Below are 24818 nucleotides of genomic sequence, written 5' to 3' on the forward strand. Positions count from 1 at the left end.
CCGAAGCCTCCCTACTGTGACGGCAAGCACAGCCCGGAACCAAGCCGTTTCGGATTTCCTAACACTCCCTTAGGAAACGACCCTCGGGAGCCGCAGCTCGATCTGCAGTCCCACTGGTCGACGCTTGAGGACTCGAAGGGATCCGCCGGCTCGCTCGGTCAGGGCGTGGACGATCGACAGACCCAGACCGGTGCCGTCGCCGTGCGTACCGGACGCTCGATAGAACCGATCGACGACCTTGCCGAGTTCGTCTGCGGGCACGCCAGGTCCGTTGTCGGACAACCACATCGTGACGTCCACGTCACTGCTTCGGTAGTCGATCTCGATGCCGGAGCCGGAACCGGCGTACTTGGTTGCATTGCTCAGCAGAGCGTCGAGAATTCGAGTCAGGTCGTCCTCGGACATCGCAACTCGACAATCCGCATCGGCATCCGGCTCCGAGACGTGAACCGTCATTCCCGCCACGACGATCGTGCTCGACCAGAATTCGACTCGATCTGCGACAACCGCACCGAGATCACACCCTGAAGATCGAGTCCTCGCCGGGGTTTCGGCAGCTGCGAGAACGAGCAGACCTTCCACCACGGAGCTCAAGCGATCCACCTCGAGCGTGGTCCTCGAGTGCGCATCGGTTGCCGAATCCGGCACCCGCATTCCCAGAATGTCCATCCGGATTCGCAACGCTGCCAGTGGGTTCCGGAGCGCATGGGCGGTGTCGGCCACCAATCGACGTTGCGCAGCGGTCGCGGCCTCGACGTCGTCCGCCATGGCCTCGAAGGCACTGGAGAGCTCACGCACCTCCGGTGGCCCGACGTAGGGCACCGGCTCGAGTCGTTGCGATCCCTCGACCGACACCTGATCGTGAAACTTGTCGCCGAACGAATGAACTCGCGAGGACAATGCGCTCAGCGGACGAACGACCCAGCGTGACAACGCAACAGCGATCACCGCGACCGTCGCGAGAATCAGCAGGGCACCGACAGCGATGACCACCCAGGCAATGGCGACGTCCCTGCGCGCAGAATCGGTGGACGCCTCGAGCACCACTGCGCCGTCCACTTGCGTTCCCCCACCGACCGGGGCGGCGATCAACACCGAGGAAGCCGACCACGGCGTCAGACTCGACGGTAGGTCGCCGCGCTGATTGCGCAACGCTCCTGCCACCGCCTGCTGGACGTCGGCACGCTGCAACTCCAGGCCGGACGTCGCCCGCGCCCCTCCGGTGCGATCGACGACGGCAACGCCCTCGTCGTACAGACTGTTGTAGCGCTGCAACGATTCTCGAATCCGGTCTACGCCGGACTCGTCTTCTCGCGAGCTGAGTTCTGCAAAGAACGATGCTGCCGCGGCCCGATTCTCGCCGAATCGTTGGGCCCGTTCGCGGCCGACCAACAGCGCGAGGGGAACCGACAGAGCAAGCACGACGACGGTGGAGTAGATCATCAACACCAACAGGACACGCCGCCGCACGTCAGGTATCCCAGCGGTAGCCGAAGCCGCGGATGGTGACGATGGCACCCGGGCGAGCGAGCTTGGAACGCAACGCCGTCATGTGGACGTCGAGCGTTCGTGAAATCGCAACATAGGCGTCACCCCAGATGGCATCCATCAACTGTTCCCGGCTCACGGCTTCGCCGCGTCGCGTCACGAGATGGGCCAACAGGTCGAACTCTTTGGTGGTCAGCGCAACAGCGCGTCCGCCCACTTCGACGGCACGGCCGGAGAGATCGACGACGACGTCACCGAGTGTCAGCCTGTCCGCCGAGGGTTCGGTCGCCGCGCTTCGACGATGAGCGGCCACCTCGAGTCTCGCGTGCAATTCACCCAATCGAGCCGGCTTGACGACGTAGTCGTCGGCACCGCCACGCAGAGCCCGCACCACCGAGCGCTCGTCGTCCCGCGCCGTCAACACCACCACCGGAACCGAACTCAGCGTCCTGAGCTTCCGGAGAACTTCCAGGCCATCCATGTCGGGCAGTCCGAGATCGAGCAGCACGACATCCATCTCGTGATAGCCGAGCAGGGCGTCGGCACCGCGGCGCATGCGGACAGGCGTGTGCCCGACCTCGGTCAACGCGTCCACCAACGCGTCACCGAGTCCGTCGTCGTCCTCCACCACAGCTATTCGCATCGAACTCAAGATAGGCCACTGGACGCGCGCGGACGTGACTGTTCACGATCAGGTGTCGTCCGCGGGATGCCGCGGTAGTGAACGCACAGCTGCGGCCCGTGGGAGCACCCAGTTCGTCAGGCAAGTGTACTTGCGCGAGGTCGGGTGCCAGAGCGATATCGATGACTTGCTCGAGCGTCAGTACACCCTTGGCGTTCACATCGATTCGGCTGCCGTCGGTCGCGATCGCGACGACGCGAGTCGTGTCCGTGCGGTCCTGGATGTCGAGCACAGTTCCGTCTGATTGCGTCGAGCGCTCGTCGACCACGCCCGCGAAGCACGGACCGGCCGGCGCGTCGGACATCCCGACGGTGACTGTCAGCGTGCCGGTCCGGTTGCCGACGGTGACGGTTCCGAGCGCGTCGGCCTCGCCGTCGAGCGACTGCCGTACTGCGACCGCGTCGAAGCCGAAGGTCGGTGCGAACGGTTCGGATTCGACGGTCGCGCCGGTGGGTAGTGCGGCGATCAGGGCATCGGTCATAGATTGTGCTTTGGAGTCGAATCTCCACGGCACCTCGGAAATGTCGGCGTCGCCCTCGCTGACGAATGCGTAGTTCACTCGCACCGAGTCCTCGGGCTGAATGACCTCCGCGCAACCTGGGATCGTGATCGGGTCGGGCTGCGGTTCGTGCAGCAGTCCGGCAACAACCGTGCCGACAGCAACGATCCCGACGATCACAGCAACCGTCGACCACACCGAGCCCCGTGCGCCTGTCGATGTCATACGGTCCTTGTCGTTTACTGAACGATGTACGTCGCGGGGTGTAGTTCTGTGCTCAGTGGGGCACACCCATGAGGTCCAGCTGTTGGCGACCCCTCGCCCCGACCCTGTGGAGACTTCATGACAATGCCGACCGACGCAAGCGATGCAGTTCCGTCCGAAGGCAGCAACGACGGCCCCCGCGAGCACACCGCCGAGACCGACGCGATCGAGGGCGCACACGTGGACGAGGAGAACGTGCCACATCCTCCCGAGAATGGGAACATGCACAACTGAACCGCGAGTCGACGACCATCGCCGTCGACGCCGCTACCGAAGCAACTTGTTCACGCCGATCGCCGGGACCTACAGATCCAATCCTGGGGCCGATGCGAGCGCGACCAGTGAGTCGGGGTCGATTCCGTCTCCGAAGCTGAACTGCACGAACGTGTTCGACGGGCGGAGCACGCTCAACCACTCGCTCGGCTGCCCGTCTCGCGGAGTGTCGTCGGAGCGACGAGTCACGACGGTGCCGTCGGGCAGAGTCGACCGACTCACACCGGAGTTGTCCTGCTCGTCGGTGCTTTGCCGCCCAGTGGTGTCCCTTTTCGATATCTCGATACGCAATTCGGTGGAACCGGTCGGTGTCGATACGTCCACGATGGTGCACGCACTTCCGCTTCCGGACATCCCGAGAAGCAGATCGCCGATGGCCCGATCGGATTGCACACCAGGAAAGACGACTGCCCACTGATCGGCCAATGACGCGCCCAAGCGTTCGACCGTATCCTCGGACAGTGGGAGCGTCGGATTCTCTCTGTACGAGCCACAGTCACGAGGCGGTGGCGGCGTTCCCTCGGGAACCTCTGTGGTGACGCGCAATTGGGTGTTCGCGACGATGCCACGAAGCTCGTCCACCGCCAGCGGGAGCATCGCGTCACTACCTTCGTTCGACGTTCTCGCGTGTACGAGTGTGTCCGCGTGATATGCGACGGCAGTGCGGCGATGCGTCGGCGCTCCGTCGGAAGAGGACACCGCATCCAACGTGTCGACGACCGTGCCGTCGGGCAGGGTTGTTCGTTCATCGATCCGCTCCTCGACGCAGGGCGGGATTTCACCGTCCCACTCTTCGACCGATACTCGGAGTGGCGCTCGCGCATCTCCGCGACCGACGACGCCGGAGGCCGTACTGTCACCGCTGATATCTTCGACCGTGACTCCCTCCGCGATCTCGACGCCTTCGGGATAGATGTGCATCGGTTGGAACACCAGAGAATCCGACGGCGGAGCGAACTCCAATTCCACATCGGCGGGAAGAGATTCGATCAGCGCAGTCGACATTGCCGAAGCCTTCGCTGCTGTCAGCCACGGATAGTCGGGGTTGTCGTACTGACCCCCGTAAGAACCGATCGAGAACGAAAAGCCCTCCTCTGCAGGAAGAACGACGTCACAACCGGGAATCGACTCGATGGAGGGCACCGGATCGTGAAGAACTCCGGCAACCACGGTTCCGACGGACACGATCGCGACGACCACCGCGACGTCCATCCACACCCCACCGCGTCGGCTATCGATTCGCACACGTGGAGCCTAGCCTCCGCATCGGGACGTATCGGTCATCTGCGGCACCAGCACTCCAGACACCTCGTGTGACCGACGGACACCGAGAAGCTGCGACCGAATCGCACTGCTTGCGCGCCCACTCGCGTTGATGCAAGGTGGCTGGCGTGAGCAACGAACCCGGCTCGAACCCAGCACCAGTCCGCTTCCAGGGCGTACCGGTCAACGAGATTCCGGCCGTGGTGCCCTTGCGACTCGTACTCGCGCACACCGACACCATCGCGGTATGGCTCACCGGCGCACACGTTTACAGCCGTTGCGTGACGTTGTCGGTCGAAGCAGCGGTCCCGACCACGGATCGCTTCCTCGGCATGTACGGCTTCGGAAAGCCCGAATCCGGCCATACCCCGCCCATGCTGATCGGCTTCGAGGATGCGCAGGGCAATGTCTCCAACAACCTTCCCGGCCGACCCAGAGGCCTACAGGCGAACGGTGGCAACGGAAGCGGCATTCACGGGCGGATCGGACTCGTGCTCACGAGTGTGCCTGCCCCCGGCCCGATGAGCGTCTACTTCGCGTGGCCGTACTTCGGAATAGACGAAACTCAGTACATCATCGATGCCAGCGAATTCGTCGCTGCTGCAGCAGATGTGACGACTTTGTGGGACGATCCCGATCCCGAAACCGCAGCGCAGATCGACATGAACTATCGCGAGATTCCCGAAATCGACATTCCCGAAGGTGGTTGGTTCGCCGCTGCTGCCGAGCGACAGAAGCCACCCCCACGCGACCCCAACGCACCGAGGCGAATCAACTTCGCGCACGTCGACAATCGTTCGCTCTGAAGCAGAGCCATCGACCGAAGCGTTGGAAGATGGCACGACACAATTATCGCAATCCGCTCGGCCTGCTTGCCCGAGTTGCTTTCGCAGACAGAAAATTCGCGGCAAACGCGCGCGCATTCGTCAGACGCGCGCAAGCTCGTCGACGATTCCGCGAGCATTCGGCGAACGCGCGCGCGTTTGCGGCGAACTCTATGTTCGGCGCAACGGAATGATGCTGCGAACCCGCTCGTCCCGTAGGTACAGCGCTCCCCACGCTGCGATACCCACGTAGATCGCAAAGAACACGGTGCTCAGCAGCGGCTTCTCGACGCGCCAATTGGTCAGCACCGCACCGCCGAGATAGCCGGTGAGCACGATGGCCCCCAGGATCGACGTCACGGGAACTGCGTAGAGAACCAAGATGATCAGCATGACGATGCCGGTGATCGGCGCCATCTCGTCGCGCAGGCCCAGGTCGACCGACGCATCCTTCACCACCTGGAGATTCAGAATATGGCTGATCGCGTCGAACAGGAGGAAGACGATCACGAGGATCTGTAGAACGAGGCCGATCCGCGGGGCGATCTTCCCCGGTGCCGGGGTGTGGGTGGTGGTCATGGCTGACTCCTCGGTAGCGGTAGATGTCATGTCTTGGACCCGGGCCAACCGCAAAAGTCATCGCCCGCGCCCCAGTCAGTAAGGTCGAGGGATGACTGTGCGAGCAGGTGTGGTGGTCACGGGAACCGAAGTTCTGGCCGGTCGCGTCACCGACCGGAACGGCCCGTGGGTGGCTCAGCGACTTCTGGAGATGGGGGTCGACGTCGCACACATCACCGTCTGCGGTGATCGGCCGGACGATCTGAAAGCGCAGGTTCGGTTCCTGGCCGATCAACGCGTCGACTTGATCGTCACCACCGGCGGTTTGGGTCCGACCGCCGACGACCTCACCGTCTCGACCGTCGCCGCGCTGTACGGTCGCGAATTGACACTGGACACCGAGCTCGAAGATCGCATCCACGCGATCGTGCAACGGTGGCGAAGCCGAATGAGTTCTGCAGCCGACTCCGAGCCGCTGCGCGCCGGTATCCGAAAGCAGGCGATGGTTCCTCGAGGTGCGCAATCCATTTCACCGACCGGAACCGCACCCGGGGTAGCGATACCCGCCGACGACTCCAGGTCGCTGCCCGCCGTCCTCATCCTGCCCGGCCCACCTCGCGAACTGCAGGCGATGTGGCCGGAGGCCCTCGACAGCGCACCCGTCGCCGAGGTTCTCGCCCGCCGCACGCAGATGCGTCAGGACACCATTCGCGGCTATCGACTGTCCGAGGCCGACCTCGCCGCGACTCTGCGCACGGCCGAAAGCGAGATCACGGGATTCGGCGATCTCGAGGTCACCACCTGCTTGAGTCTGGGCGAGCTCGAAATGGTGACTCGCTACGCCGAATCGGCGAGAAGCGCATACACAGATCTCGAACGTCTCGTCGAGAAAAACCATGGCACACAGGTCTTTTCGACCGACGGTTCCACCATCGACGACATCGTCGCGAACCGTCTGTCCGGGCATCGCATCGCCACGGCGGAATCGTGCACCGGAGGGATGATCGCCGCGCGTCTCACCGATCGCGCAGGATCGTCGGCGTACGTCATCGGCGCGGTGGTGTCCTACGCCAACGAGGCCAAAACCGGCCTGCTCGACGTCCCCGCCGAGGTCATCGAGCAACACGGAGCCGTGAGCGAGCCGGTGGCCGCGCTGATGGCCGAAGGCGCGTTGAACCGACTGAACGTCGACATCGCGGTATCGACCAGCGGCGTCGCGGGCCCGGGTGGCGGAACCGAGGCGAAGCCGGTCGGCACCGTCTGCTTTGCCATCGCCTCCACCGGCCGGCCGACCGTCACGCGCACCCTTCATCTCCCCGGCGACCGGGCAAGTGTGCGTGCACTGTCCACCACCGCGGCAATGCACATGCTCGCCGACGCGTTGGAGCCGGCGACCGGTGCCTGAAGCATGCTGCGCACTGCCGTCTAGTTAGGTTCGGCATTCCTTATATAGACTCCGTCGGTGCTCAGCGAGATGACCTACCTCGGCCGCCCCGGTGTGCGCTTCGCGCGCGACCTCGGCCGCTTCGGTGACGCCCCTGCTCTGATCACGACCGACGAGACGCTCACCTACCGTGACCTCGACGAACGCGTCGAGCGTCGGGCATCGGAACTCGGAGCGACGCGTCGTCTCGTGGTGATCGCCGGTTCCAACGACGTCGACGTTCTCGTCACGTATCTGGCGGCGCTGCGGGCCGGGCATCCGGTGCTGATGGCTCCGGACGAGAATCCCGCCCACTTCGATGGCCTGATCGACGCCTACCGGCCCGATGTGGTGGTGCGCACCGTCGACGGCCGCAGTGTGGTCGTGAAGGACGACCGACGGCCCGGGCATCACCTGCACCCCGACCTCGCGTTGCTTCTGAGCACGTCCGGCTCCACCGGTTCACCCAAACTCGTCCGACTCTCACACCGAAACGTGCAGTCCAACGCCGAGTCGATCGCCGACTATCTCGGCATCCGGGCCACCGACCGAGCAGTGACGACCCTGCCCATGCACTACTGCTACGGATTGTCGGTCGTGCACAGCCACCTCCTGCGCGGAGCCGCACTGATTCTGACCGATTCGTCCGTCACCGATCCCGACTTCTGGACCCTCGTGCGGACCCAGCGCGGAACAACGTTCGCCGGCGTGCCGTACACCTTCGATCTGCTCGACCGGATGGGGTTCGAGGAGCTGGATCTGCCCGATCTGCGCTACATCACGCAGGCCGGTGGCAAGATGCCGCCCGATCGCGTCCGGAAGTACGCCGAGCTGGGTCGACGACGGGGATGGGACCTGTTCGTCATGTACGGGCAGACCGAGGCAACCGCCCGAATGGCCTATCTGCCATCGGATCTGGCCGCCACTCACCCGCACACCATCGGCCGTCCGATCCCCGGGGGAGCCTTCCGACTGGAGACGATCGACGACTGTCCCAGTGACACAGGCGAACTCGTCTACTCGGGGCCGAACGTCATGCTCGGCTACGCCGAGAGTCCCGACGACCTTCGCCTCGGTGACACCCTCGCAGGCGAACTGCACACGGGCGATCTCGCGCGCCTCACGGACGACGGATTCTACGAGGTGGTGGGCCGCCGAAGTCGTTTCGCGAAGGTCTTCGGCCTGCGTATCGACCTGCAGCGCGTCGAGTCCGCGCTCGCGCAGCATGGGTTCACGGCATGCTGCGCAGGCGGTGTCGACGAGTTGGTCGTCGTCCTGGAGGGCGGAGACATCGACGCCGTCCGCCGCACTGCCGCGCAGACCAGTGGCCTTCCCACTGCAGCGGTTCGGGTGTGTCTCGTCGACCGAGTGCCGCGAACGCCCACCGGCAAACCCGATCTGCGAGCGGTGGCAGACATCGCTGCCCGGCAGGATCTCGACACGTCGGACACCGTCCCACCTACCGCCGATGTGAAGGCTCTGTTCGCCGAGATCCTGCACTGCTCACCTGTGGACGATGACAGTACGTTCGTGAGTCTCGGCGGTGACTCGCTGTCGTACGTCCGAATGTCCATGCGGCTGGAGGCCATGCTCGGCCATCTGCCCGAGAACTGGCACACCACACCGGTGCGAGACTTCGATCGAGGTCCGCGCTCACGCCGCGGCTGGCAGCGTGTGGAGACGAACGTTCTACTGCGCGCCCTGGCGATCGTTGCGATCGTCGGCTCGCACATTCACCTGTTCGCGTTGCTCGGCGGGGCTCACGTGCTACTCGGCATAGCCGGCTACAACTTCGCCCGCTTTCACCTCGGGGCCGCAGACCGAAACCAGCGGACGCGACGTGTGCTCCGAAGCGTCGCCCGGATAGCCCTACCCAGCATGGTGTGGATCGGATTCGTCATCGCCCTCACCGGGGACTATCGGATCACCAGTGCATTTCTGCTCAATGGGATCCTCGGCCCCGACGGGTGGTCTGCGGAATGGCGGTACTGGTTCGTCGAGGCGATCGTGTACATCGTTCTCGCCGCTGCTGCGGCACTGTCCGTTCCAATTCTCGACCGCCTCGAGCGCGGTCACGCGTTCTGGTTCCCGATGGGCCTCGTGGGCCTCGGACTCGTCACCCGCTACGGGCTGGTCGACATCGACGACAGCCCAAACCGCATCCTGACCGCGTCGGTGGTCTTCTGGTTGTTCGCATTGGGTTGGGCTGCGGCGCAGGCGAACACGATCCGGCAACGCCTGTGTGTCACGGTGGCCATCGTGGCCACCGTTCCCGGGTTCTTCTTCCGCGACACGCAACGAGAAATCATCGTCACCATCGGCCTGTGCATGTTGGTATGGCTGTCGTCGGTTCCGTTCCCCGCGCTGCTGGGGCGGGTGGCAGGAGTTCTGGCGAGCGCCTCCCTCTTCATCTACCTCACCCATTTCCAGGTCTACCTGCCGCTGCGCGACGACCATCCTCGGCTGGCATTTGCCCTGTCGATCGTCGTCGGGATTCTGTACTGGCAGGCGGTCGAATTCGTATTCTCCCTCCGCCGTCGAATCGCGTCTCGGGTTCGACGATACGATCGGACCCCGCCGGTAGCACGAGGGCGGGCGCGTATTCTGACGTTCCACAACGAGGTCTGACGAGGGGTGCCCTTTCGGTACACCTCTCACCAGAGACTGTTTCGGCCCGGTCTGCCCATGTTGGATCGAGTCATGACAACTTCTGTAAAGGCATACGCCGCAACCGCAGCCGATCAGCCCCTGTCTCCTTCCACCATCGAGCGCCGCGATGTCGGACCGCACGACGTCCGGATCGACATCGAGTTCGCGGGAATCTGTCACTCCGACATACACACCGCACGAGGCGAGTGGGGCCCGGTGCCATACCCGCTGGTCGTCGGCCACGAAATCTCAGGAACAGTGGCCGAGGTCGGATCCGCCGTCACCAAGCACGCCGTCGGCGATCGAGTAGGAGTCGGCTGCATGGTCAACTCGTGTGGCGAATGCGCCCAATGCGTCAAGGGACTCGAACAGTACTGCCTCGTCGGCAACATCCAGACCTACGGCGGCACCGACCGCGACGGCACGACCACCCAGGGCGGCTACTCCCAGCAGGTCGTCGTCACCGAACACTTCGTCGTCAAGATCCCCGACGGCATCGCGCTCGACGCCGCCGCACCCCTGCTGTGCGCCGGCATCACCACCTATTCACCCCTCCGCCACTGGGGAGCCGGACCCGGCAAGAAGGTCGCCATCGTCGGCATGGGCGGACTGGGCCACATGGCCGTCAAGATCGCCCACGCCATGGGAGCCGAGGTGACCGTGCTGTCGCAGTCGCTGAAGAAGCAAGAGGACGGACTCCGACTGGGAGCGGACCACTATTACGCAACCAGCGACCCCGATACGTTCGAGAAACTCGCGTCCACGTTCGATCTGATCATCAACACCGTCAGCGCTTCGATCGACCTGAACGCCCACTTGTCATTGCTCGCCGTCGACGGCGCAATGGTCAACGTCGGTGCTCCTGCGGAACCGCTTCCGGTGCAGATCTTCTCGCTCATCCCCCACCGCAGGACTTTTGCCGGCTCGGCCATCGGTTCGATCGCCGAAACTCAGGAAATGCTCGACTTCTGCGCCGAGCATCACCTCGGTGCCGACATCGAAGTGATCTCCGCCGAAAAGATCAACGACGCGTGGGAGCGGGTGCTCGCCTCCGACGTTCGCTACCGCTTCGTCATCGATACCTCGACCCTGGTCTGATCACCGCAGGACAGGGCAGAAGCAGCCCGCCGTTGCACGCACGCGATGTGCTGGCAACGGCGGTCTTTCTGCATCGGGATTCGGCCGACCTGTCGTCATGAAGGGTGTATCAGCAGGGCGTCGTTCGATCCGGCGAACAGCCTTACCCTTGATTGCATGGACAACAAGGCCGAGGTACGCGAGTTCCTCATGACCCGCCGAGCCAGGCTCACTCCGGATGCCGCCGGCATCACGGGCGGAAGCAACCGCCGCAGAGTCCCCGGACTACGACGAAGTGAAGTGGCAGCACTCGCAGGACTGTCCGTCGAGTACTACGCGCGCATCGAGCGCGGTGCCATCGGCGGTGCATCGGCGTCCGTACTCGACGCACTCTCGCGCGCACTACAACTCGACGACACCGAGCACACACACCTTCTCGACCTCGCCCGAGCCGTGGACGGCGTCCCGACCTCAGGACGTCCGCGACGGAAGGCTGCGCGCCCAGCAACTCAGAGGATCAGCCTCCAGTGGGCCCTCGACTCGATAACGGACGGAATTGCCTTCGTTCGCAATCAACGTCAAGACCTTTTGGCGACCAACGAACTCGCAAAAGCGTTCTACGCTCCGTTGATCGGGGACGGTGGACGAACGCCCAATCTCGCCCGATTCCAGTTTCTGGATCCGTCGTCCAGAGAGTTCTACCCCGACTGGGATACCTTCGCAGAAATGTGCGTGGCCATCATGCGCGCCGAAGCAGGCCGCGACCCCCATGACAAAGGACTCCAAGACCTCGTCGGTGAACTCTCCACGCGCGACGAGACATTCCGAAAGTTGTGGGGTGCCCACAACGTTCGGACCCACGGGGCGGGCATGAAGCGCTTCAACCACCCGGTCGTCGGCGAGGTCCACCTCGCGTACGAGGCGCTTGCGATCACCGCTGATCCCGGATCCTTCCTCATGATCTATACCGCGGAGCCAGGCTCGCCGAGCGCGGAGCGCATTCGCCTCCTTGGATCATGGGCAGCAGAACATACAAACGCACAGACGTAGTTCGGTGCTTCGACTTGTCAGACTCCCGACCACGAGCGCACAATTTCCCACCATGGCATTGATCTCGAAGGGCTTCGTGGGTCGACGACGCGGCGACGACGGGCGCACTCCCCCCGGTCAGTATCTGACCAAGGATTTTCCCGTCCTCGCGATCGGCCCCGCGCCAGTGGTCGCGACCGACACATGGTCGTTCTCGATCACCACCGAACGCGGCGAGACGCGTAGCTGGACCTGGGACGAATTCGCGGCTCTGCCGCATGAAACTCCGACCGTCGACATCCACTGCGTCACCAAATGGTCGAAGCTCGACACCACATGGAAGGGTGTGAGCCTCGACGTTCTGCTGGACGGTCTCGATACCGATGCCGGCTTCGTCGTGGTGCACGGGTTCGACGGCTACACCACCAACCTCCCCCTGGAGGACCTCAGGGACGGGAAGGCCTGGCTCGTCACCGAGTTCGACGGCGCTCCCCTGACTCGCGAACACGGTGGTCCCGCACGGCTTCTCGTTCCACATCTGTACTTCTGGAAATCGGCGAAGTGGATCTCACGCATCGAGCTCACCCCCGAGAACGAGCAAGGCTTCTGGGAGCGCGGTGGGTACCACGACTACGGAGACCCGTGGCGCGAGCAGCGTTATCAGGGCGACTGAGGTGACCGTGACAGCCGGGGCGAAACCCTGGCTCGTTGCCACGGTGCAGACTGTGCGGCGCGAGACACCCACCGCATCCACCCTCGTTCTCGACGTCGACGGATGGCCCGGCCACCTTGCCGGGCAGCACGTGGACGTCAAGCTCACCGCCGAGGACGGCTACAGCGCACAGCGAAGCTACTCCTTGGCCTCGGCACCCGACGGCACGTCGCGCATCGAGATCACGGTGCAGAACGTCGCCGACGGTGAGGTGTCGCCGTACCTGGTCGAGGCCGTCGAGGTCGGTGATCGCATCGAAATCCGCGGTCCGGTGGGTCGATGGTTCGTCTGGCGGCCGTCCCAGCCCTCCGAGACACCGTCTCCGCCGATTCTGTTGGTGGGCGGCGGTTCCGGCATCGTCCCGCTCCGCGCGATGGTTCGCGCGCAGGCCTCCGCGACGGGCGGACGGGTGCCGTTCCGGGTGCTGTACTCGGTGCGCGAACCTGCGGAGGTCTACTTCGCGGACGAGTGGGCTCGCCCTCCGGCAGGCGTGGACGTCACCATGATCCACACGCGGCGAGCACCTGCCGGCACCGCACGGCCCCTCGGCCGCATCACAACGGAGGACCTCGACGCCCACGGATGGCCGGCGGAGTTCGAGCCGCGCTGCTACATCTGCGGTCCCACGAGTTTCGTCGACACCGTGGCCGACATGCTGGTGGACCGGGGTCACTCGGCAGCGAACATCCGAACGGAGCGTTTCGGACCGAGCTGAAGGGCGATGAATCAGACGATGCCGCGGAGGAACTCGATCTTGAGGCGGCTGTAGTCGTCTGTCCACTGTGAATCCACCGACATGAACGAATGGTCGAGTCTCGCCTCGTTCTTGCTGTACAGGTTCAGGCGATTGGCGACGCCCACTCTGTCCAGCTGGGCGCTCAGTTCGGCTGCCTGGTCGGGAAAAGTCCCGGTGTTGCCGTCGGAGATGAAACTCGGCGGAAAGTCGGCGGTGACATTGTCGATGACGTTCGCTTGCGCCAGCAGTGCGGAGTCGGTGGTGTCGAGATAGCTTCGGGCGGCGATGTCGAAGAAGAAACCGTTCGACGGACTCGGTGATTGCGGTGCGCCCGCTCTACCTACATCGAGGGCTGCACTCTCGAGCACGATCGCCTTCAGAGCATTTCGGTCCATGGTGGGTTCGATACCCAGTGCTCGCGCGTAATCGGAGTTGGTCTGCACGGTGGCGTAATTGCCCACGATGTGACCACCCGCGCTGGTTCCGGCGAGCACGACGCGACTCATGTCGAGTCCGTAACGGTCGGCGTTCGTTTCCAGGAACTGCATGGCCTGGCCCAGTTGTATTGTCTGCGTGGGGAATCGATAACTCGGCGCGAACGCGTAGTTCACCGAGACCACGTTGTAGCCGGCGTCGAGCATGGGGCCGGCCCACGACGCACCGCCGGAATCTGCGCTGGGAGCACCATCGGTTTTGTCCCCGACGATCCAGCCACCACCGTGAATCGTGACGTACGTGGGCCGGTTGACCGATGGATCGTCGTCGGCGATGTAGATGTCGAGGAACGAATTCGGAAGCGCCGAACCGTATTCGACGTCGTTGGTGAGCCGCGCACCGTCGACCACCGTCGTCGCAGTTCGGGCGTCGGCCTCGAAGGAATTGCTCTGTCCCAATGCATGCAGGGATCGAACCAGCGGTGCCGGACTGGCCGCCGTGCCGACGACCACCGCCGAGACCAGCAATGCAACAGCTGCAGCGACGCCGACCGGGATTGCGGTGGCCGCCCTCAGTGGGGAGGCCCTCGAACGGCCTGCCCATGCCCACGCGAGCATGAAGAAGCCGAGCACCGTGGCCGCGGTCAAGGTCGTGACCCACAGTGCGTGAAGGCCCGTCACCAACCATGCCGCCTGAGCGACCACGACGACACCGCCGAACGCGTCTCCCAGCCAGGCGGGCTTTCCGGCGCAGGACACGCGCACCAGAACGATCGACACGACAGCCACGGCGATGACCCACAATCCCACCGCGAGCTGCTGCCGGATGAGGACGAACTCGAGCCACGCGAGTACGACGCCGACGCCGCCGGTGGCCGCGAGCGCAGTCGTCATCGCTCTCGAACGACGCGCTGATCCGACCTCGATGCCGTCCGGCACAGTCTTCCCCTCTTCGTTCGCGAGTGCGCTACCGAGCAGACGCGTGACGTTGCCTGTGCAGTTCGCGAACGGTGTCGCCGAACTCGGACACCGGACCGTCCACCACGATGCCCGGCACGATCTGTTCGATGGACGACGCCGTGATTGCCAGTGGTGCAGCACCGAATTCTTCGAGCCACGTGAGCAATTGAGCCGTGGATGTGGCGTAAACGATGCGACCGAGTCCGACGATTCCGTGGCTCGCAGCACACATCACGCAATGCTCACCGGAGGTGTAGACCGTCGAGGATCGACGCTGATCGGCGTCCAGGTTGGTCGCAGCCCACCGCGACAGTGCGATCTCGGGGTGCTGGGTGGGATCGTTCAGGTCGCCGACCCTGTTCCTGTCCTCGGCCAACACTTCACCGCTGTCCGATACCAACAGCGAGCCGAACGGATCGTTGCCCGTTCGCACTGCGTCCGTTGCCAGATCCACGGCGCGGGCCAGGAATGCACGGTCGCTCGCGGAGATGTTCACAAGGCACCGGTGCCGACGATCGAAGTTTTCACGCCTCGACAGTACCGTCGCGACACCTACGCATTCGTCGAGAGCGAGCGCCTCCGCGTTGCCGTGTCGATTTCCGCCACGTTCGATCGTCATGACGTTGTACGAGTCGCACAGCGGCCACAATGAAGACAACCCGATCAGGAGAACACCATGCGATATGCACTACTTCTCAACAGCGCGGAACCAGCCGATGGAGTCGTTCCGCAGGAGGCGATCACACAGATGCAGGAGGCCTTCGGTACGTATGGCGAAGCGCTGGAAGAGGCCGGGGTCCTTGTCGCCGCAGAGGTTCTGACCAGCACGTCGGCCGCCACAACGGTCACGTTGCGCAACGGTTCGCTACAGATTCAGGACGGTCCACTGTCCGACACCAAGGAGGCGCTGGGCGGTGTCTTCGTCATCGACGTCCCTGATCTGGATGCTGCGCTGATGTGGGCGGAACGATGCCCCGGTGCGCAGTACGGGGTGATCGAGGTTCGGGCCGCCGCCACGTCGTTCGTAGCTGGTTCGTGGAATTAGCCGGACGATGACCTCTGCCACGGAGAAGGCCGCTCGTACCTCGTACGGGCGGCTTCTGGCGTTGCTCGCTTCGGCCGATCGGGATATCGCCGGTGCCGAGGATGCCTTGGCCGACGCATTCGAGCGGGCATTGACGACGTGGCCTCGCGACGGTGTCCCGGCGAACCCGGATGGCTGGCTACTCACCGCGGCGCGCAATCGGCAGCGCGACAAGTGGAAGTCGGCCGAGCGTCGTACCAGCGTTCCGCTCGACCCGGTTCAGCATGCCGCACATCATCTCGACACGATCGATCCGGACGCGATCGAGGACAGAAGACTCCAGCTGATGCTCGTATGCGCCCATCCAGCTATCGATTCGGCAATGCACACTCCGCTCATGCTCGACGTGGTTCTGGGATGCACGGCCAAAGAGATCGCGCGTGCGTTCGCACTACCGTCGGCAACACTTGCTGCACGACTCGGCCGAGCGAAGAAACGAATTCGCGATGCAGGTATCGGTTTCGCGTTGCCGGACAAATCGGTTCTACCCAGCCGGGTCGACGCCGTTCTCGCTGCCGTCTACGGGGCCTTTGCCATCGACTGGCACAGCGGCGGAAGCGAACTGCGCGAGCGCCTGACGGGCGAAGCGCTTCATCTCGCCGAGACCCTGTGCCTGCTGCTACCCGGCGACCCGGAAGCCCACGGCCTCGCAGCGCTGATTCTGCTGACCACGGCGCGAGAGCCTGCTCGATACCGCGACGGCGTACTCGTGCCCCTTGCCGCCCAGGACACAGAAAAGTGGGACGCCACCGCCATCTCCCGAGGAGAAGTGCATTTGAGAACGGCCCACGGACTCGGTGCGGTGGGGCGATTCCAACTCGAGGCCGCGATCGAGGCCGTGCACTGCGCTCGGCGCCACCGCCGGATCACGGACTGGGCGACACTGCACCGCCTCCACGACGCACTTCAGAGGCTGGCACCGACCAAGGGCGGAGCCGTCGCTCTGGCAGCAGTCACCGCCGAGACCGACTGCGCGGAAACGGGATTGGATGCGCTCGACTCGATCGAGCAGACCGAGAACTTTCAACCCGCGTGGGCAGTTCGTGCCCACCTTCTCGACAGGCTGGGCAGATTCCCGGACGCCATCACGGCGTACGAGAAGGCCATATCGTTGTCTTTCGACAGCCCGACACGGCGATACCTTCGGCGACGAGCGGACGTTCTGTTACCGAGCCTGCAAGAGTGACTGCCTCGACCGAAGCGGGGCGGTGACGACCGCTGCTGGGTATGGTCGGCGGGTGAGCTTCTCGGTGCGGCCTGCCACGTCGTTCGCGGATCTGCGGACGATTCTCGGCCCGAAGAATCCGACGTCGTCGGTCTGTTGGTGTCTGAGTCACCGGATCGATTCCGCGACCAACAAGGCGCTCGTCGGCCCGGAACGCGCCGCGTACGTCGAGGAGCTGACCCGTCGAAAAGTCGCGCCGGGCGTGCTGGCCTACGACGGGGACGAGGTGGTCGGCTGGGCTGCGGTTGCACCACGCTCGGAGTTGCCGTTCGCGCGGTCGAACAAGATTCCGCACATCGACGATCTACCGGTCTGGACGGCCTGGTGCTTCCGAGTCAAGGCCGGACACCGCCGACGCGGGATTGCGCACGTGTTGTTGGACGGTGCCGTTCGGTTCGCAGCCGATCACGGAGCTCCCGCGATCGAGGGCTATCCGGTGGACAACAAGGGCGCGAAGGTCGACCTCACGATGGCCTACGTCGGCACCCGCGGGTTGTTCGAGTCGGCGGGCTTCGAATTCGCGGCCGAGACGACGTCGGTATCCGGCGGTATCCCACGGGTGATCATGCGAAAAGATCTGCGCCGCTGAGGCCTAACTCCGAAGTGTCACCCGCCCCCGAACGTCCGCCAGCGTCTGTGCACCCATCAACTGCATCGTCCGGGTTGCCTCCGATCGGAAGATGTCGAGGGCGGATGTCACACCTCTCTGTCCGCCGGCCATGAGCCCGTACAGATACGCGCGCCCCACCATCCCAGCCGTGGCTCCCAACCCCACCGCGGCTATCAGATCGGATCCGGTCGTTATTCCGGTGTCGACGTACACCTCGACGCCGGACCCGACTGCATCGACGACCTCGGGGAGAAGTTCGAGAGGCGTCGGTGCACGGTCCAGCTGGCGGCCACCGTGATTGGACACCACCAGCGCATCGGCGCCGGCGTCGACGACGTCGCGCGCGTCGGCGACGTCCTGAATTCCCTTCACCACAAGCTTTCCCGGCCATTCGGAGCGCAACCATTCGAGATCGGCCAGCGTGAGTGCGGGGTCGAACATACTCTTGACCAGCTCACCGACGGTGCCCTCGAAGGACGTCAGGTTTGCGAACTCGAGCGGTTGGGTGGTCAGCAGATTCAGCCACCAGCTGGGGTGCCGTGTCATGTCGGCCAGGGTTCGCATGTTCAGAGTCGGCGGGATCGTCATACCGTTGCGCACGTCGCGCAGTCGGTTGCCGGGAACGGGTGTGTCCACGGTGAGAACGAGTACGTCGACCCCCGCCTGGGCCGCCCGTTCGACGAGGTCCCGGCTGGCCACCCTGTCCTTCCACAGGTACAGCTGAAACCAATTGGCACCGGTCGGTGCCGTACTCGTCACGTCCTCGATGGTTGCGGTGCCCATCGTCGAGAGCGCGTACGGCACACCTGCCGCCGCTGCCGCGCGTGCCACCGCAGTTTCGCCCTCGTGCTGCATCATTCTGGTGAAACCAGTGGGGGCCAGGATCAACGGAAGCGTCGCTGTCCGACCCAGAATCGACGTCGAGGTATCGACTGCGCTCACGTCTCGAAACACGTGTGGTCTGAACTCGATTCGTTCGTACGCCGCCCGAGCGCGTTCGATGCCGACCTCACCCTCGGCACCGCCGGAGACGTACTCGAAGACCGAACGCGGGGTGCGCCGACGAGCGATCTCGGCGAGGTCACCGATGGTGTGCGCTCGGGAGAGACGCCTGTCGACGGGATCGCCTCTCGTCGCACGCATTTCGAGAAACGGTGCCACCTCTCGCCAACGAGGAAGCCTCCGATGTGTTCGCGGTCCGTTCGTGTGGGCAGAGTCCGTCATCGATTCGCCTTTCGTTCGGTTCTCGTCAGGCCACCGAGACGGCTGGACCGGCGAGGTCCGGGCGAATGCGCCGAAGTACGTCCATGCGCAGAGAACCGAAGAGTTCCGAACTCTTGGTGCTGAGTTGGTCTCGTGAATCCGGCAGTGCCACTGCGACTGTGGCCGTCACCGATGCCGGGGCTCCACCGAGAACGATCACCTTGTTGGACATGTAGACCGCTTCGTCGACGTCATGGGTCACGATGATGACCGTCATCCCGAACTCGCGTTGCACCTTCATCGTCAGGTCTTCGAGATCGGCACGGGTCTGAGCGTCGACAGACGCGAACGGCTCGTCCATCAGCAGGACCCGAGGCTCGAATGCGAGCGCCCTCGCGATGGCCGCGCGCTGCTGCATTCCGCCCGACATCTCCCACGGGTACAGGTCACCGCGGCCTTCGAGTCCGACCGATTCGAGAGCGGATTCGGCGCGTCGACGCCGCTCCGATTTTCCCGTGGTCCGACGCAACGGGAGTTCCACGTTCTCTCCGACACGCATCCACGGCAACAACGAGCGACCGTAGTCCTGGAAGACGACCGCCAGATCAGTCGGTGGGCCGTCGACCTTCGTGCCGTTGATCGACACCTCACCCATCGCGGATGTCAGTCCCGCCACGGCGCGAAGCAACGTCGACTTGCCCGTGCCCGAATGGCCGACGATGCAGACCAATTCACGTTCGTCGACCGTGAAGTCGACGTCTTCCAGCACGGGCCTGGTTGCACCGGCGTAGGTCTTGCACAGCTTCCGGACGGCCACTGCGGGCGCGGGTCGGTCGTTCACTGCGCCGCGGTCGTTTCGAGTCGTAGACGATGCCACCGAAGGGTCCTTCTCTCCAATAGAGCGAACAGTAGATTGAGTCCGTAGCCCAGCAGTCCGAGCATGATGAGTCCTGCCCACATGTCCGTCATGGCGTAGGTGCGCTGAGATTGCAGTACGAAGTAGCCGATTCCCTCGGACGAGGCGAACAGCTCGCTGCCCACCATGGCCACGACTGCAACGGCAACGCTGGTTCGCATTCCCGCGATGATCTGAGGTGTGGCGGAACGCAGGAACACGCGCATGCTCGAATCCCACCGGCCGAGGCGGTAACTCCTCGCGACGTCGCGTACCAGTGGATCGACGGCGCGAACTCCGTCGACGGTGTTGAGCAACGTCGGCCACATGCAGGCGAAAGCGATGATGGCCACCTTCTGCACGACGTCCGTTCCCAGCAACACGATCGTCAACGGAACCAGGGCGATAACCGGTGTGGCTCGGATGAATTCGAGTGTCGGGGACAGCGCACGATGCGTCTGCGGCATCGAACCCAGCGCGAGGCCGCACAGAATTCCGATTGTGACGCCGAGGAGGAACCCGATGCCGAAGTTTCGGAGGCTCGGCACCACGTGGACGGCGAACTGATCGGAGAACCACAGGTCTGCGAACCGCGTCATGATCTCGCGCAGCGGTGGAAAGTAGAACGAGGAACTACTGCTCGACACGAACCACCACAGTCCGACGAGAAGAACCGGAAGCCAGGCCTCGACGGCGATCGAACGAATACGGGTCACGACGGAATCCTCTGCGATGGGTGCCAGCGGCACAGCCGGCGCTCGGCCGCGGCGAACAGATACAGCACGGCGACACCCATGAGGGCGGTCACCAGAGTCAGGGCAAAGACGTCGACCATCTGCGCGTTCATCTGAGCCTGCGCGAGCGTCTTTCCGATTCCCGGTACTGCAGCCAGCAGCTCGATTCCTATCGCGAGGAGCATCGCCATCACTGCGGCGATACGAAAGCCGGTGGCCACGAACGGAGTAGCGGACGGCACGATGACGAAGCGGATGACCTGGAATCTGCTCAGGCGATAGGACCGAGCCGCTTCGAGTGCGGCACCGTCGACGTCCCGGACCCCGTACATCGTCTGTAGCAGGATCGGCCACACGCAGGCTGCCACCACCACCGTCAGCTCGGTCTGACGGGTGGTTCCGTAGATGAGCGCGACGAGGGGGATGATCCCCAACGTCGGAATCGATCGAAGGAACTCGATGACGAATCGGCAACTGCGGTAGGCGAAGTCACTCGTCCCGAGCAGAATTCCCAACGGCACCGCGATGATGGTCGAGTACAGCAGGCCCAAGGCCCAGCCGGTCATGGTCGACGCGATATCGGTCCAGAACGTCGCCGTCGTCGCCATGTCCAGCACTCTCGCGGCCACCGGAACGGGCCCGGGAATCGTGTCCGCGGCGAACAGGCCGGACGACGACAGGGCGGCCCAACCGAGTATCAGCAGCATCGGAGCGATGGCCTTCTGCGCCGCGGAGGGCATCACCGGTCGCACTCGGAGCACCGGCGCGGTGCGCAGCGCCGCACTGGTCATCGGGTGAGCCCACTGATGTCGGCCGAGGAATCGAGCGCCCCGTTCTCCCGGAGAATCGTGGCGATGTCGTCCAGTCCCGCTGCGTCGACGCGACTTTCGAGTGCCGGGTACCCCGTGTCCCCGACGGTGTCGGCTGGGGTGCCGAAATGTTCGACCATGGCGGCGCGCATGTCGTCGGGGTGCGAGTCGGCGTACTCCACGGACTCGTCGAGTGCGGTCTGGAATTTGTCGACCACCTCGGGGTTGGTCTCGACGTAGTCGCGGGTACCGGTGACGACGACCCGGGGCGCGGGGCCGAAGACCTGCTCGATCGGGTCGCCCATCGGTGCCTCGAACTGTCCGGTCTTCAACAGCAGACTGGCGTAGGGATCACCGACCAGCGCCGCGTCGATCCGATTGGCGGTGAGTGACTCGCCCATGGCGGAGAACGGAACCTCGATGACCGACACGTCGCTGCCGTCGCCCCCCGCTTGGTCGACGACACCTCGGACCCCGTACTCGGATGCCGATGCCAGGAGGTTCACTCCGACCGTCTTGCCTTCGAGGTCGGCAGCGGTGCGAATCGGACTCCCCGCCTCGACCAGCAGGGTCGATCCGGTGCGTCCGTCCGGGCCTGCCTCGAAGGTGGAGACGCCGCCGACGACAGCCAGGGGTATCCCCTTTCCGGCCGCCATCACGGTGCCGGGACCGGTATTGGGATTCATGTCGACCTGACCGCTGAGGAGACCACCGACCAGGTCCGCAGGCGTGATGTCGACGAGTTCGATGTTCAATCCGTTGCGCTCGAAGATGCCCTGGTCCACGCCCAGCAACACCGCGGCGTAGTCGGACAACTGCACGTTGCCGAGACGGACGGTGGTCAGTCCGTTCTCCGACGCCGCAGGCGCGGCTTGTGTTCCACCGCATGCGGTCGCGGTCAGCGCCAGGAGGACCCCCGCGGTCGCGGCAATCGATCGCGTTCGGACATGTCGGCGCAGTGGAGTCATCATCGATCACCTTCGGTTGGCTCGGTCCCGCTGCCTACTGCAGCGTCGAAAGGTGACGATAGTGACGGAGACCACACTGCGATACAGATGATCCATCCACATTTCGACGTGCACAGTGGGGATCCAATCCATCCCGTCCGAAGCCGGCTTCCCATACTGTCGGCACCATGACCATCGATCGAGTACCGGTATCCGGCGGGCACCTCGCCGTCGAAACACACACCGGCACCAGTGAGCCCATCCTCGTGGTTCACGGTGTTTCCAGTCAGCGCATGCTGTGGAGCTGGCTGCGGGCGGAGTCACCGCACCTGACACTCGTCGCACCGGACCTTCGCGGCAGAGGTGACAGCGTCGACGTCACGGGACCGTCCTCGTTGGCCCAGCACGCAGACGACCTCGACGCCGTCCTGGACGCATTGGGGCACGACGCCGTGCACGTGTGTGGAATGTCGATGGGTGGATTCGTGGCGGTCGAGTTCGCGGCCCGGTACCCGTCCAGGGTGAAGAGTCTCGTCCTCGTCGACGGGGGCGTGCCGGTGGCTCCGCCCGCCGGCCTCACGCAGGGGAACGTTGCCGCGGTCTTCGCGGACAGGATCGCTCGAACTCAGCAGCACTGGAACGACATCGGCGATTACATCGAATTCCTGGTCTCGACGTCGTTGCCGCTACTCGACCCCGCCGATCCGCTCTTGCGGACGTACGCCGAACACGATCTGGTCGACGGATCGGTCCGGCTGTCGTCCGATGCGGTCGTCGCGGACGCCACGGACGTCTTCTTCGGTGCCTCGCGGTTCCGGGAACTGACGATGCCGATTCGATTCCTGCACGCGCAGTGGAGCGTTGGCGCCGATTCCGCGCCGATGTACTCGAGCCAGATCGTCGAAGCGCTCGACCTGACGTCCATCACCGCGATGCCGGGACTCGATCACGCCGGGACGATCATGACCTCGGTCGGTGCGGCCGCAGTGGGAGAAACGATCGACGAAGCAATCGACGCGGGTGCGGGTGGAGTCGGGCAGTTCACCGATGCATAGCAGATACGTCGGCCTCGAACGGTGCCCATGGGGTGTCTCGAAGCGCAGGACAGTGTTCGGGTGTCGGATTGTGTGCAATGTCGATCATCCGATCGAGGACGTCACGCGTGGCGGCCAGATCGGCCATCGCCGCGGTGATTCGGTCTCGTTCGATTCTCATGATCTCGAAGGCCTCGGGCGAGCTCTGGCCGCTGTCTATACACGGCAGTAGTTTCAGAATCTTCCGACTCGAAAGACCAGCGGAGAAGAGTTGCTGGAGTAACTTCACCCGCTCGACGGCAGACTCAGCGTAGACACGTTGTTCGCTGGAGGTGCGTTCGGACGCCAGCAAGCCCTGCTCTTCGTAGTAGCGAAGAGCTCGCGTGCTCACTCCTGCCAGGTGTGCCACCTCGCCTATACGCATCCAGTATCTCCCTCGGAGCAACGTTCGATTCTCGGACTTGCCCTTGACGTTAACGTGAAGTTTTAGCCTTGTCGATATCGGACCGATCAGGACCGAGCAAACGAAACTCGCGAAGAAAGCAAGGTCCCATGGACTTCTCCGACCAGATCGCCCTCGTCACCGGAGCCAACCGCGGCATCGGCCGTCACTTCGTCCTCGAACTTCTCGATCGAGGCGCGAAAAAAATCTACGCGACGGCTCGCAGACCCGAAACGCTCGACTTCGACGACAACCGGGTGGTGCCGTTGACGCTCGACTTGCTCGACAGCGAATCGGTAAGAGCAGCGGCGTCGGCGGCGTCCGATGTCACACTGCTCGTCAACAATGCGGGCATCTCCACCGGCGCCGCGCTCGTCACCGGTGACCTCACCGAGGTTCGGCGCGAGATGGACACACATTTCTGGGGCACACTGAACGTCGTTCGGGCATTCGCCCCGGTACTCGCAGCACAGGGTGGCGGTTCGATCGTCAATATCTTGTCGGCTCTATCATGGTTCGCCACAACGGGATCCGGTGCCTACGCTGCCGCGAAGGCCGCCGAATGGAACATGACGAACGGAGTACGCCTGGAACTTGCACCGCAGGGAACATTCGTACAGGGCGTACTCCTCGGCGCTGCAGATACCGACATCGCCGCCGGATACGACGGACCGAAGATCAATCCCCGTACTGTGCCGCGTGCCGCCCTGGACGGTCTGGCGGCCGGCTCCATCGAAATCATCGTCGACGAATGGACCGCTATGGTGAAGTCCTCTCTCTCCGGCGATCCCGCAGCTTTCTATGCACAGATGGCCGAACTACTCGGAGCGAACTGACTTTCTATTCCAACTCCCGCCCCCCAACCGAAAGGCGCTGGACGGGGCCATACGGGTCCAATCCGAGATCTGTGGGGTGCACCGAACCGTTCGGTCGTGCAGAGGAATGTGAGCGGCGAGGTGTCGCA

At 64.1% G+C, this 24818-nt stretch carries 26 protein-coding genes; 13 read left to right on the plus strand and 13 right to left on the minus strand.

Annotated features, from left to right (window positions below; translation table 11 throughout):
- Positions 1 to 69: 69 nt before the first annotated feature.
- The 3 genes from CH251_RS26505 to CH251_RS26515 are packed head-to-tail and all read right to left on the minus strand — an operon-like array spanning position 70 to position 2894.
- The gene (locus CH251_RS26505) at positions 70 to 1470 is read right to left on the minus strand and encodes a HAMP domain-containing sensor histidine kinase (RefSeq protein WP_256979322.1); all 1401 of its coding nucleotides are present in this window, start codon (positions 1468 to 1470) and stop codon (positions 70 to 72) included.
- A gap of 1 nt (position 1471) precedes the next feature.
- A complete protein-coding gene (locus CH251_RS26510; RefSeq protein ID WP_094615706.1) occupies positions 1472 to 2131 on the minus strand; it encodes a response regulator transcription factor in 660 nt (219 codons plus the stop codon).
- Positions 2091 to 2894, minus strand: coding sequence for a hypothetical protein (locus tag CH251_RS26515; RefSeq protein ID WP_143544995.1), 804 nt, complete (start codon positions 2892 to 2894; stop codon positions 2091 to 2093). Before CH251_RS26515 ends, CH251_RS26510 begins: the two co-directional genes overlap by 41 nt.
- A 117-nt stretch (positions 2895 to 3011) precedes the next feature.
- Here CH251_RS26515 and CH251_RS27680 point away from each other — a divergent pair, with 117 nt between their 5' ends.
- Complete coding sequence (locus CH251_RS27680) at positions 3012 to 3167, plus strand: hypothetical protein (protein ID WP_179273635.1); 156 nt, start codon at positions 3012 to 3014, stop codon at positions 3165 to 3167.
- A 69-nt stretch (positions 3168 to 3236) separates the two neighbouring features.
- Here CH251_RS27680 and CH251_RS26520 read toward each other — a convergent pair whose 3' ends face one another.
- Positions 3237 to 4451 carry a hypothetical protein gene (locus CH251_RS26520; RefSeq protein ID WP_143537920.1) on the minus strand — a complete coding sequence of 405 codons (1215 nt, stop codon included), beginning with the start codon at positions 4449 to 4451 and terminating at the stop codon, positions 3237 to 3239.
- A 146-nt stretch (positions 4452 to 4597) separates the two neighbouring features.
- Between CH251_RS26520 and CH251_RS26525 the strand changes: the two genes are divergently transcribed.
- Complete coding sequence (locus tag CH251_RS26525) at positions 4598 to 5275, plus strand: hypothetical protein (RefSeq protein ID WP_094615709.1); 678 nt, start codon at positions 4598 to 4600, stop codon at positions 5273 to 5275.
- Between the two features lie 189 nt (positions 5276 to 5464).
- Here CH251_RS26525 and CH251_RS26530 read toward each other — a convergent pair whose 3' ends face one another.
- Positions 5465 to 5872: a DoxX family protein gene (locus tag CH251_RS26530; protein ID WP_032394829.1), complete on the minus strand. Its 408-nt coding sequence runs from the start codon at positions 5870 to 5872 to the stop codon at positions 5465 to 5467.
- 91 nt (positions 5873 to 5963) lie between these two features.
- On the opposite strand from CH251_RS26530, the gene CH251_RS26535 reads away from it, so the two are divergent.
- The 6 genes from CH251_RS26535 to CH251_RS26560 all read left to right on the plus strand — a co-directional run bounded on the left by CH251_RS26535 (position 5964) and on the right by CH251_RS26560 (position 13456).
- Positions 5964 to 7256 carry a competence/damage-inducible protein A gene (locus CH251_RS26535; protein WP_094615711.1) on the plus strand — a complete coding sequence of 431 codons (1293 nt, stop codon included), beginning with the start codon at positions 5964 to 5966 and terminating at the stop codon, positions 7254 to 7256.
- Positions 7257 to 7325: 69 nt separating this feature from the next.
- On the plus strand, positions 7326 to 9902 hold the full coding sequence (locus CH251_RS26540) for an AMP-binding protein (protein WP_094615808.1): 2577 nt from the start codon (positions 7326 to 7328) through the stop codon (positions 9900 to 9902).
- A 72-nt stretch (positions 9903 to 9974) separates the two neighbouring features.
- The gene (locus CH251_RS26545; RefSeq protein WP_094615809.1) at positions 9975 to 11021 is read left to right on the plus strand and encodes an NAD(P)-dependent alcohol dehydrogenase; all 1047 of its coding nucleotides are present in this window, start codon (positions 9975 to 9977) and stop codon (positions 11019 to 11021) included.
- Between the two features lie 156 nt (positions 11022 to 11177).
- Positions 11178 to 12050: a helix-turn-helix transcriptional regulator gene (locus CH251_RS26550; protein WP_094615712.1), complete on the plus strand. Its 873-nt coding sequence runs from the start codon at positions 11178 to 11180 to the stop codon at positions 12048 to 12050.
- A gap of 52 nt (positions 12051 to 12102) precedes the next feature.
- Positions 12103 to 12702: a sulfite oxidase-like oxidoreductase gene (locus CH251_RS26555; RefSeq protein ID WP_094615713.1), complete on the plus strand. Its 600-nt coding sequence runs from the start codon at positions 12103 to 12105 to the stop codon at positions 12700 to 12702.
- A gap of 7 nt (positions 12703 to 12709) precedes the next feature.
- The gene (locus CH251_RS26560; RefSeq protein WP_373454996.1) at positions 12710 to 13456 is read left to right on the plus strand and encodes a ferredoxin reductase; all 747 of its coding nucleotides are present in this window, start codon (positions 12710 to 12712) and stop codon (positions 13454 to 13456) included.
- A gap of 11 nt (positions 13457 to 13467) precedes the next feature.
- On the opposite strand, the gene CH251_RS26565 is transcribed toward CH251_RS26560, so the two are convergent.
- Together CH251_RS26565 and CH251_RS26570 are read right to left on the minus strand one after the other, a co-directional pair.
- Entirely contained in the window at positions 13468 to 14850 is a 1383-nt protein-coding gene (locus tag CH251_RS26565; protein ID WP_094615715.1) for an alpha/beta hydrolase, read from the minus strand.
- A gap of 28 nt (positions 14851 to 14878) precedes the next feature.
- A complete protein-coding gene (locus tag CH251_RS26570; protein WP_306436828.1) occupies positions 14879 to 15529 on the minus strand; it encodes a nucleoside deaminase in 651 nt (216 codons plus the stop codon).
- 18 nt (positions 15530 to 15547) lie between these two features.
- Between CH251_RS26570 and CH251_RS26575 the strand changes: the two genes are divergently transcribed.
- From CH251_RS26575 to CH251_RS26585, 3 genes are read left to right on the plus strand one after another with little or no spacing between them, the layout of a single operon-like run.
- Positions 15548 to 15916, plus strand: coding sequence for a YciI family protein (locus tag CH251_RS26575; protein WP_094615716.1), 369 nt, complete (start codon positions 15548 to 15550; stop codon positions 15914 to 15916).
- Positions 15917 to 15923: 7 nt separating this feature from the next.
- Entirely contained in the window at positions 15924 to 17141 is a 1218-nt protein-coding gene (locus tag CH251_RS26580; RefSeq protein ID WP_094615717.1) for an RNA polymerase sigma factor, read from the plus strand.
- A 52-nt stretch (positions 17142 to 17193) separates the two neighbouring features.
- On the plus strand, positions 17194 to 17769 hold the full coding sequence (locus CH251_RS26585) for a GNAT family N-acetyltransferase (RefSeq protein ID WP_094615718.1): 576 nt from the start codon (positions 17194 to 17196) through the stop codon (positions 17767 to 17769).
- 3 nt (positions 17770 to 17772) lie between these two features.
- On the opposite strand, the gene CH251_RS26590 is transcribed toward CH251_RS26585, so the two are convergent.
- From CH251_RS26590 to CH251_RS26610, 5 genes are all read right to left on the minus strand, one after another.
- Positions 17773 to 18933 carry an alpha-hydroxy acid oxidase gene (locus tag CH251_RS26590; RefSeq protein ID WP_256979323.1) on the minus strand — a complete coding sequence of 387 codons (1161 nt, stop codon included), beginning with the start codon at positions 18931 to 18933 and terminating at the stop codon, positions 17773 to 17775.
- A gap of 106 nt (positions 18934 to 19039) precedes the next feature.
- Complete coding sequence (locus tag CH251_RS26595) at positions 19040 to 19870, minus strand: ABC transporter ATP-binding protein (RefSeq protein ID WP_256979324.1); 831 nt, start codon at positions 19868 to 19870, stop codon at positions 19040 to 19042.
- Entirely contained in the window at positions 19831 to 20604 is a 774-nt protein-coding gene (locus CH251_RS26600) for an ABC transporter permease (protein ID WP_143537921.1), read from the minus strand. Before CH251_RS26600 ends, CH251_RS26595 begins: the two co-directional genes overlap by 40 nt.
- Positions 20601 to 21413: an ABC transporter permease gene (locus CH251_RS26605; protein ID WP_094615720.1), complete on the minus strand. Its 813-nt coding sequence runs from the start codon at positions 21411 to 21413 to the stop codon at positions 20601 to 20603. Before CH251_RS26605 ends, CH251_RS26600 begins: the two co-directional genes overlap by 4 nt.
- A complete protein-coding gene (locus CH251_RS26610) occupies positions 21410 to 22402 on the minus strand; it encodes an ABC transporter substrate-binding protein (RefSeq protein ID WP_094615721.1) in 993 nt (330 codons plus the stop codon). Before CH251_RS26610 ends, CH251_RS26605 begins: the two co-directional genes overlap by 4 nt.
- 164 nt (positions 22403 to 22566) lie before the next feature.
- On the opposite strand from CH251_RS26610, the gene CH251_RS26615 reads away from it, so the two are divergent.
- Complete coding sequence (locus CH251_RS26615; protein WP_094615722.1) at positions 22567 to 23433, plus strand: alpha/beta fold hydrolase; 867 nt, start codon at positions 22567 to 22569, stop codon at positions 23431 to 23433.
- Here CH251_RS26615 and CH251_RS26620 read toward each other — a convergent pair.
- Positions 23420 to 23836 (minus strand): MerR family transcriptional regulator, encoded by a 417-nt coding sequence (locus CH251_RS26620; protein ID WP_094615723.1) that lies wholly within the window; start codon positions 23834 to 23836, stop codon positions 23420 to 23422. The two genes, CH251_RS26615 and CH251_RS26620, sit on opposite strands and share 14 nt — an antisense overlap.
- Positions 23837 to 23964: 128 nt before the next feature.
- Here CH251_RS26620 and CH251_RS26625 point away from each other — a divergent pair, with 128 nt between their 5' ends.
- Positions 23965 to 24690, plus strand: coding sequence for an SDR family oxidoreductase (locus CH251_RS26625; protein ID WP_094615724.1), 726 nt, complete (start codon positions 23965 to 23967; stop codon positions 24688 to 24690).
- The last annotated feature ends 128 nt before the right edge of the window (positions 24691 to 24818 follow it).

It is taken from the genome of Rhodococcus sp. 06-462-5 (assembly GCF_002258315.1).
Taxonomy (GTDB): domain Bacteria; phylum Actinomycetota; class Actinomycetes; order Mycobacteriales; family Mycobacteriaceae; genus Rhodococcoides.

What these genes read in the sequence shown, in the direction of transcription:
- CH251_RS26510 (WP_094615706.1), bottom strand. Translation starts at nt 2,131, where the DNA reads ATGCGAATAGCTGTGGTGGAGGACGACGACGGACTCGGTGACGCGTTG.
- CH251_RS26515 (WP_143544995.1), bottom strand. Translation starts at nt 2,894, where the DNA reads ATGACATCGACAGGCGCACGGGGCTCGGTGTGGTCGACGGTTGCTGTG.
- CH251_RS27680 (WP_179273635.1), top strand. Translation starts at nt 3,012, where the DNA reads ATGACAATGCCGACCGACGCAAGCGATGCAGTTCCGTCCGAAGGCAGC.
- CH251_RS26530 (WP_032394829.1), bottom strand. Translation starts at nt 5,872, where the DNA reads ATGACCACCACCCACACCCCGGCACCGGGGAAGATCGCCCCGCGGATC.
- CH251_RS26535 (WP_094615711.1), top strand. Translation starts at nt 5,964, where the DNA reads ATGACTGTGCGAGCAGGTGTGGTGGTCACGGGAACCGAAGTTCTGGCC.
- CH251_RS26540 (WP_094615808.1), top strand. Translation starts at nt 7,326, where the DNA reads ATGACCTACCTCGGCCGCCCCGGTGTGCGCTTCGCGCGCGACCTCGGC.
- CH251_RS26545 (WP_094615809.1), top strand. Translation starts at nt 9,975, where the DNA reads ATGACAACTTCTGTAAAGGCATACGCCGCAACCGCAGCCGATCAGCCC.
- CH251_RS26550 (WP_094615712.1), top strand. Translation starts at nt 11,178, where the DNA reads ATGGACAACAAGGCCGAGGTACGCGAGTTCCTCATGACCCGCCGAGCC.
- CH251_RS26555 (WP_094615713.1), top strand. Translation starts at nt 12,103, where the DNA reads ATGGCATTGATCTCGAAGGGCTTCGTGGGTCGACGACGCGGCGACGAC.
- CH251_RS26575 (WP_094615716.1), top strand. Translation starts at nt 15,548, where the DNA reads ATGCGATATGCACTACTTCTCAACAGCGCGGAACCAGCCGATGGAGTC.
- CH251_RS26580 (WP_094615717.1), top strand. Translation starts at nt 15,924, where the DNA reads ATGACCTCTGCCACGGAGAAGGCCGCTCGTACCTCGTACGGGCGGCTT.
- CH251_RS26590 (WP_256979323.1), bottom strand. Translation starts at nt 18,933, where the DNA reads ATGCGTGCGACGAGAGGCGATCCCGTCGACAGGCGTCTCTCCCGAGCG.
- CH251_RS26605 (WP_094615720.1), bottom strand. Translation starts at nt 21,413, where the DNA reads ATGACCAGTGCGGCGCTGCGCACCGCGCCGGTGCTCCGAGTGCGACCG.
- CH251_RS26610 (WP_094615721.1), bottom strand. Translation starts at nt 22,402, where the DNA reads ATGATGACTCCACTGCGCCGACATGTCCGAACGCGATCGATTGCCGCG.
- CH251_RS26615 (WP_094615722.1), top strand. Translation starts at nt 22,567, where the DNA reads ATGACCATCGATCGAGTACCGGTATCCGGCGGGCACCTCGCCGTCGAA.
- CH251_RS26620 (WP_094615723.1), bottom strand. Translation starts at nt 23,836, where the DNA reads ATGCGTATAGGCGAGGTGGCACACCTGGCAGGAGTGAGCACGCGAGCT.
- CH251_RS26625 (WP_094615724.1), top strand. Translation starts at nt 23,965, where the DNA reads ATGGACTTCTCCGACCAGATCGCCCTCGTCACCGGAGCCAACCGCGGC.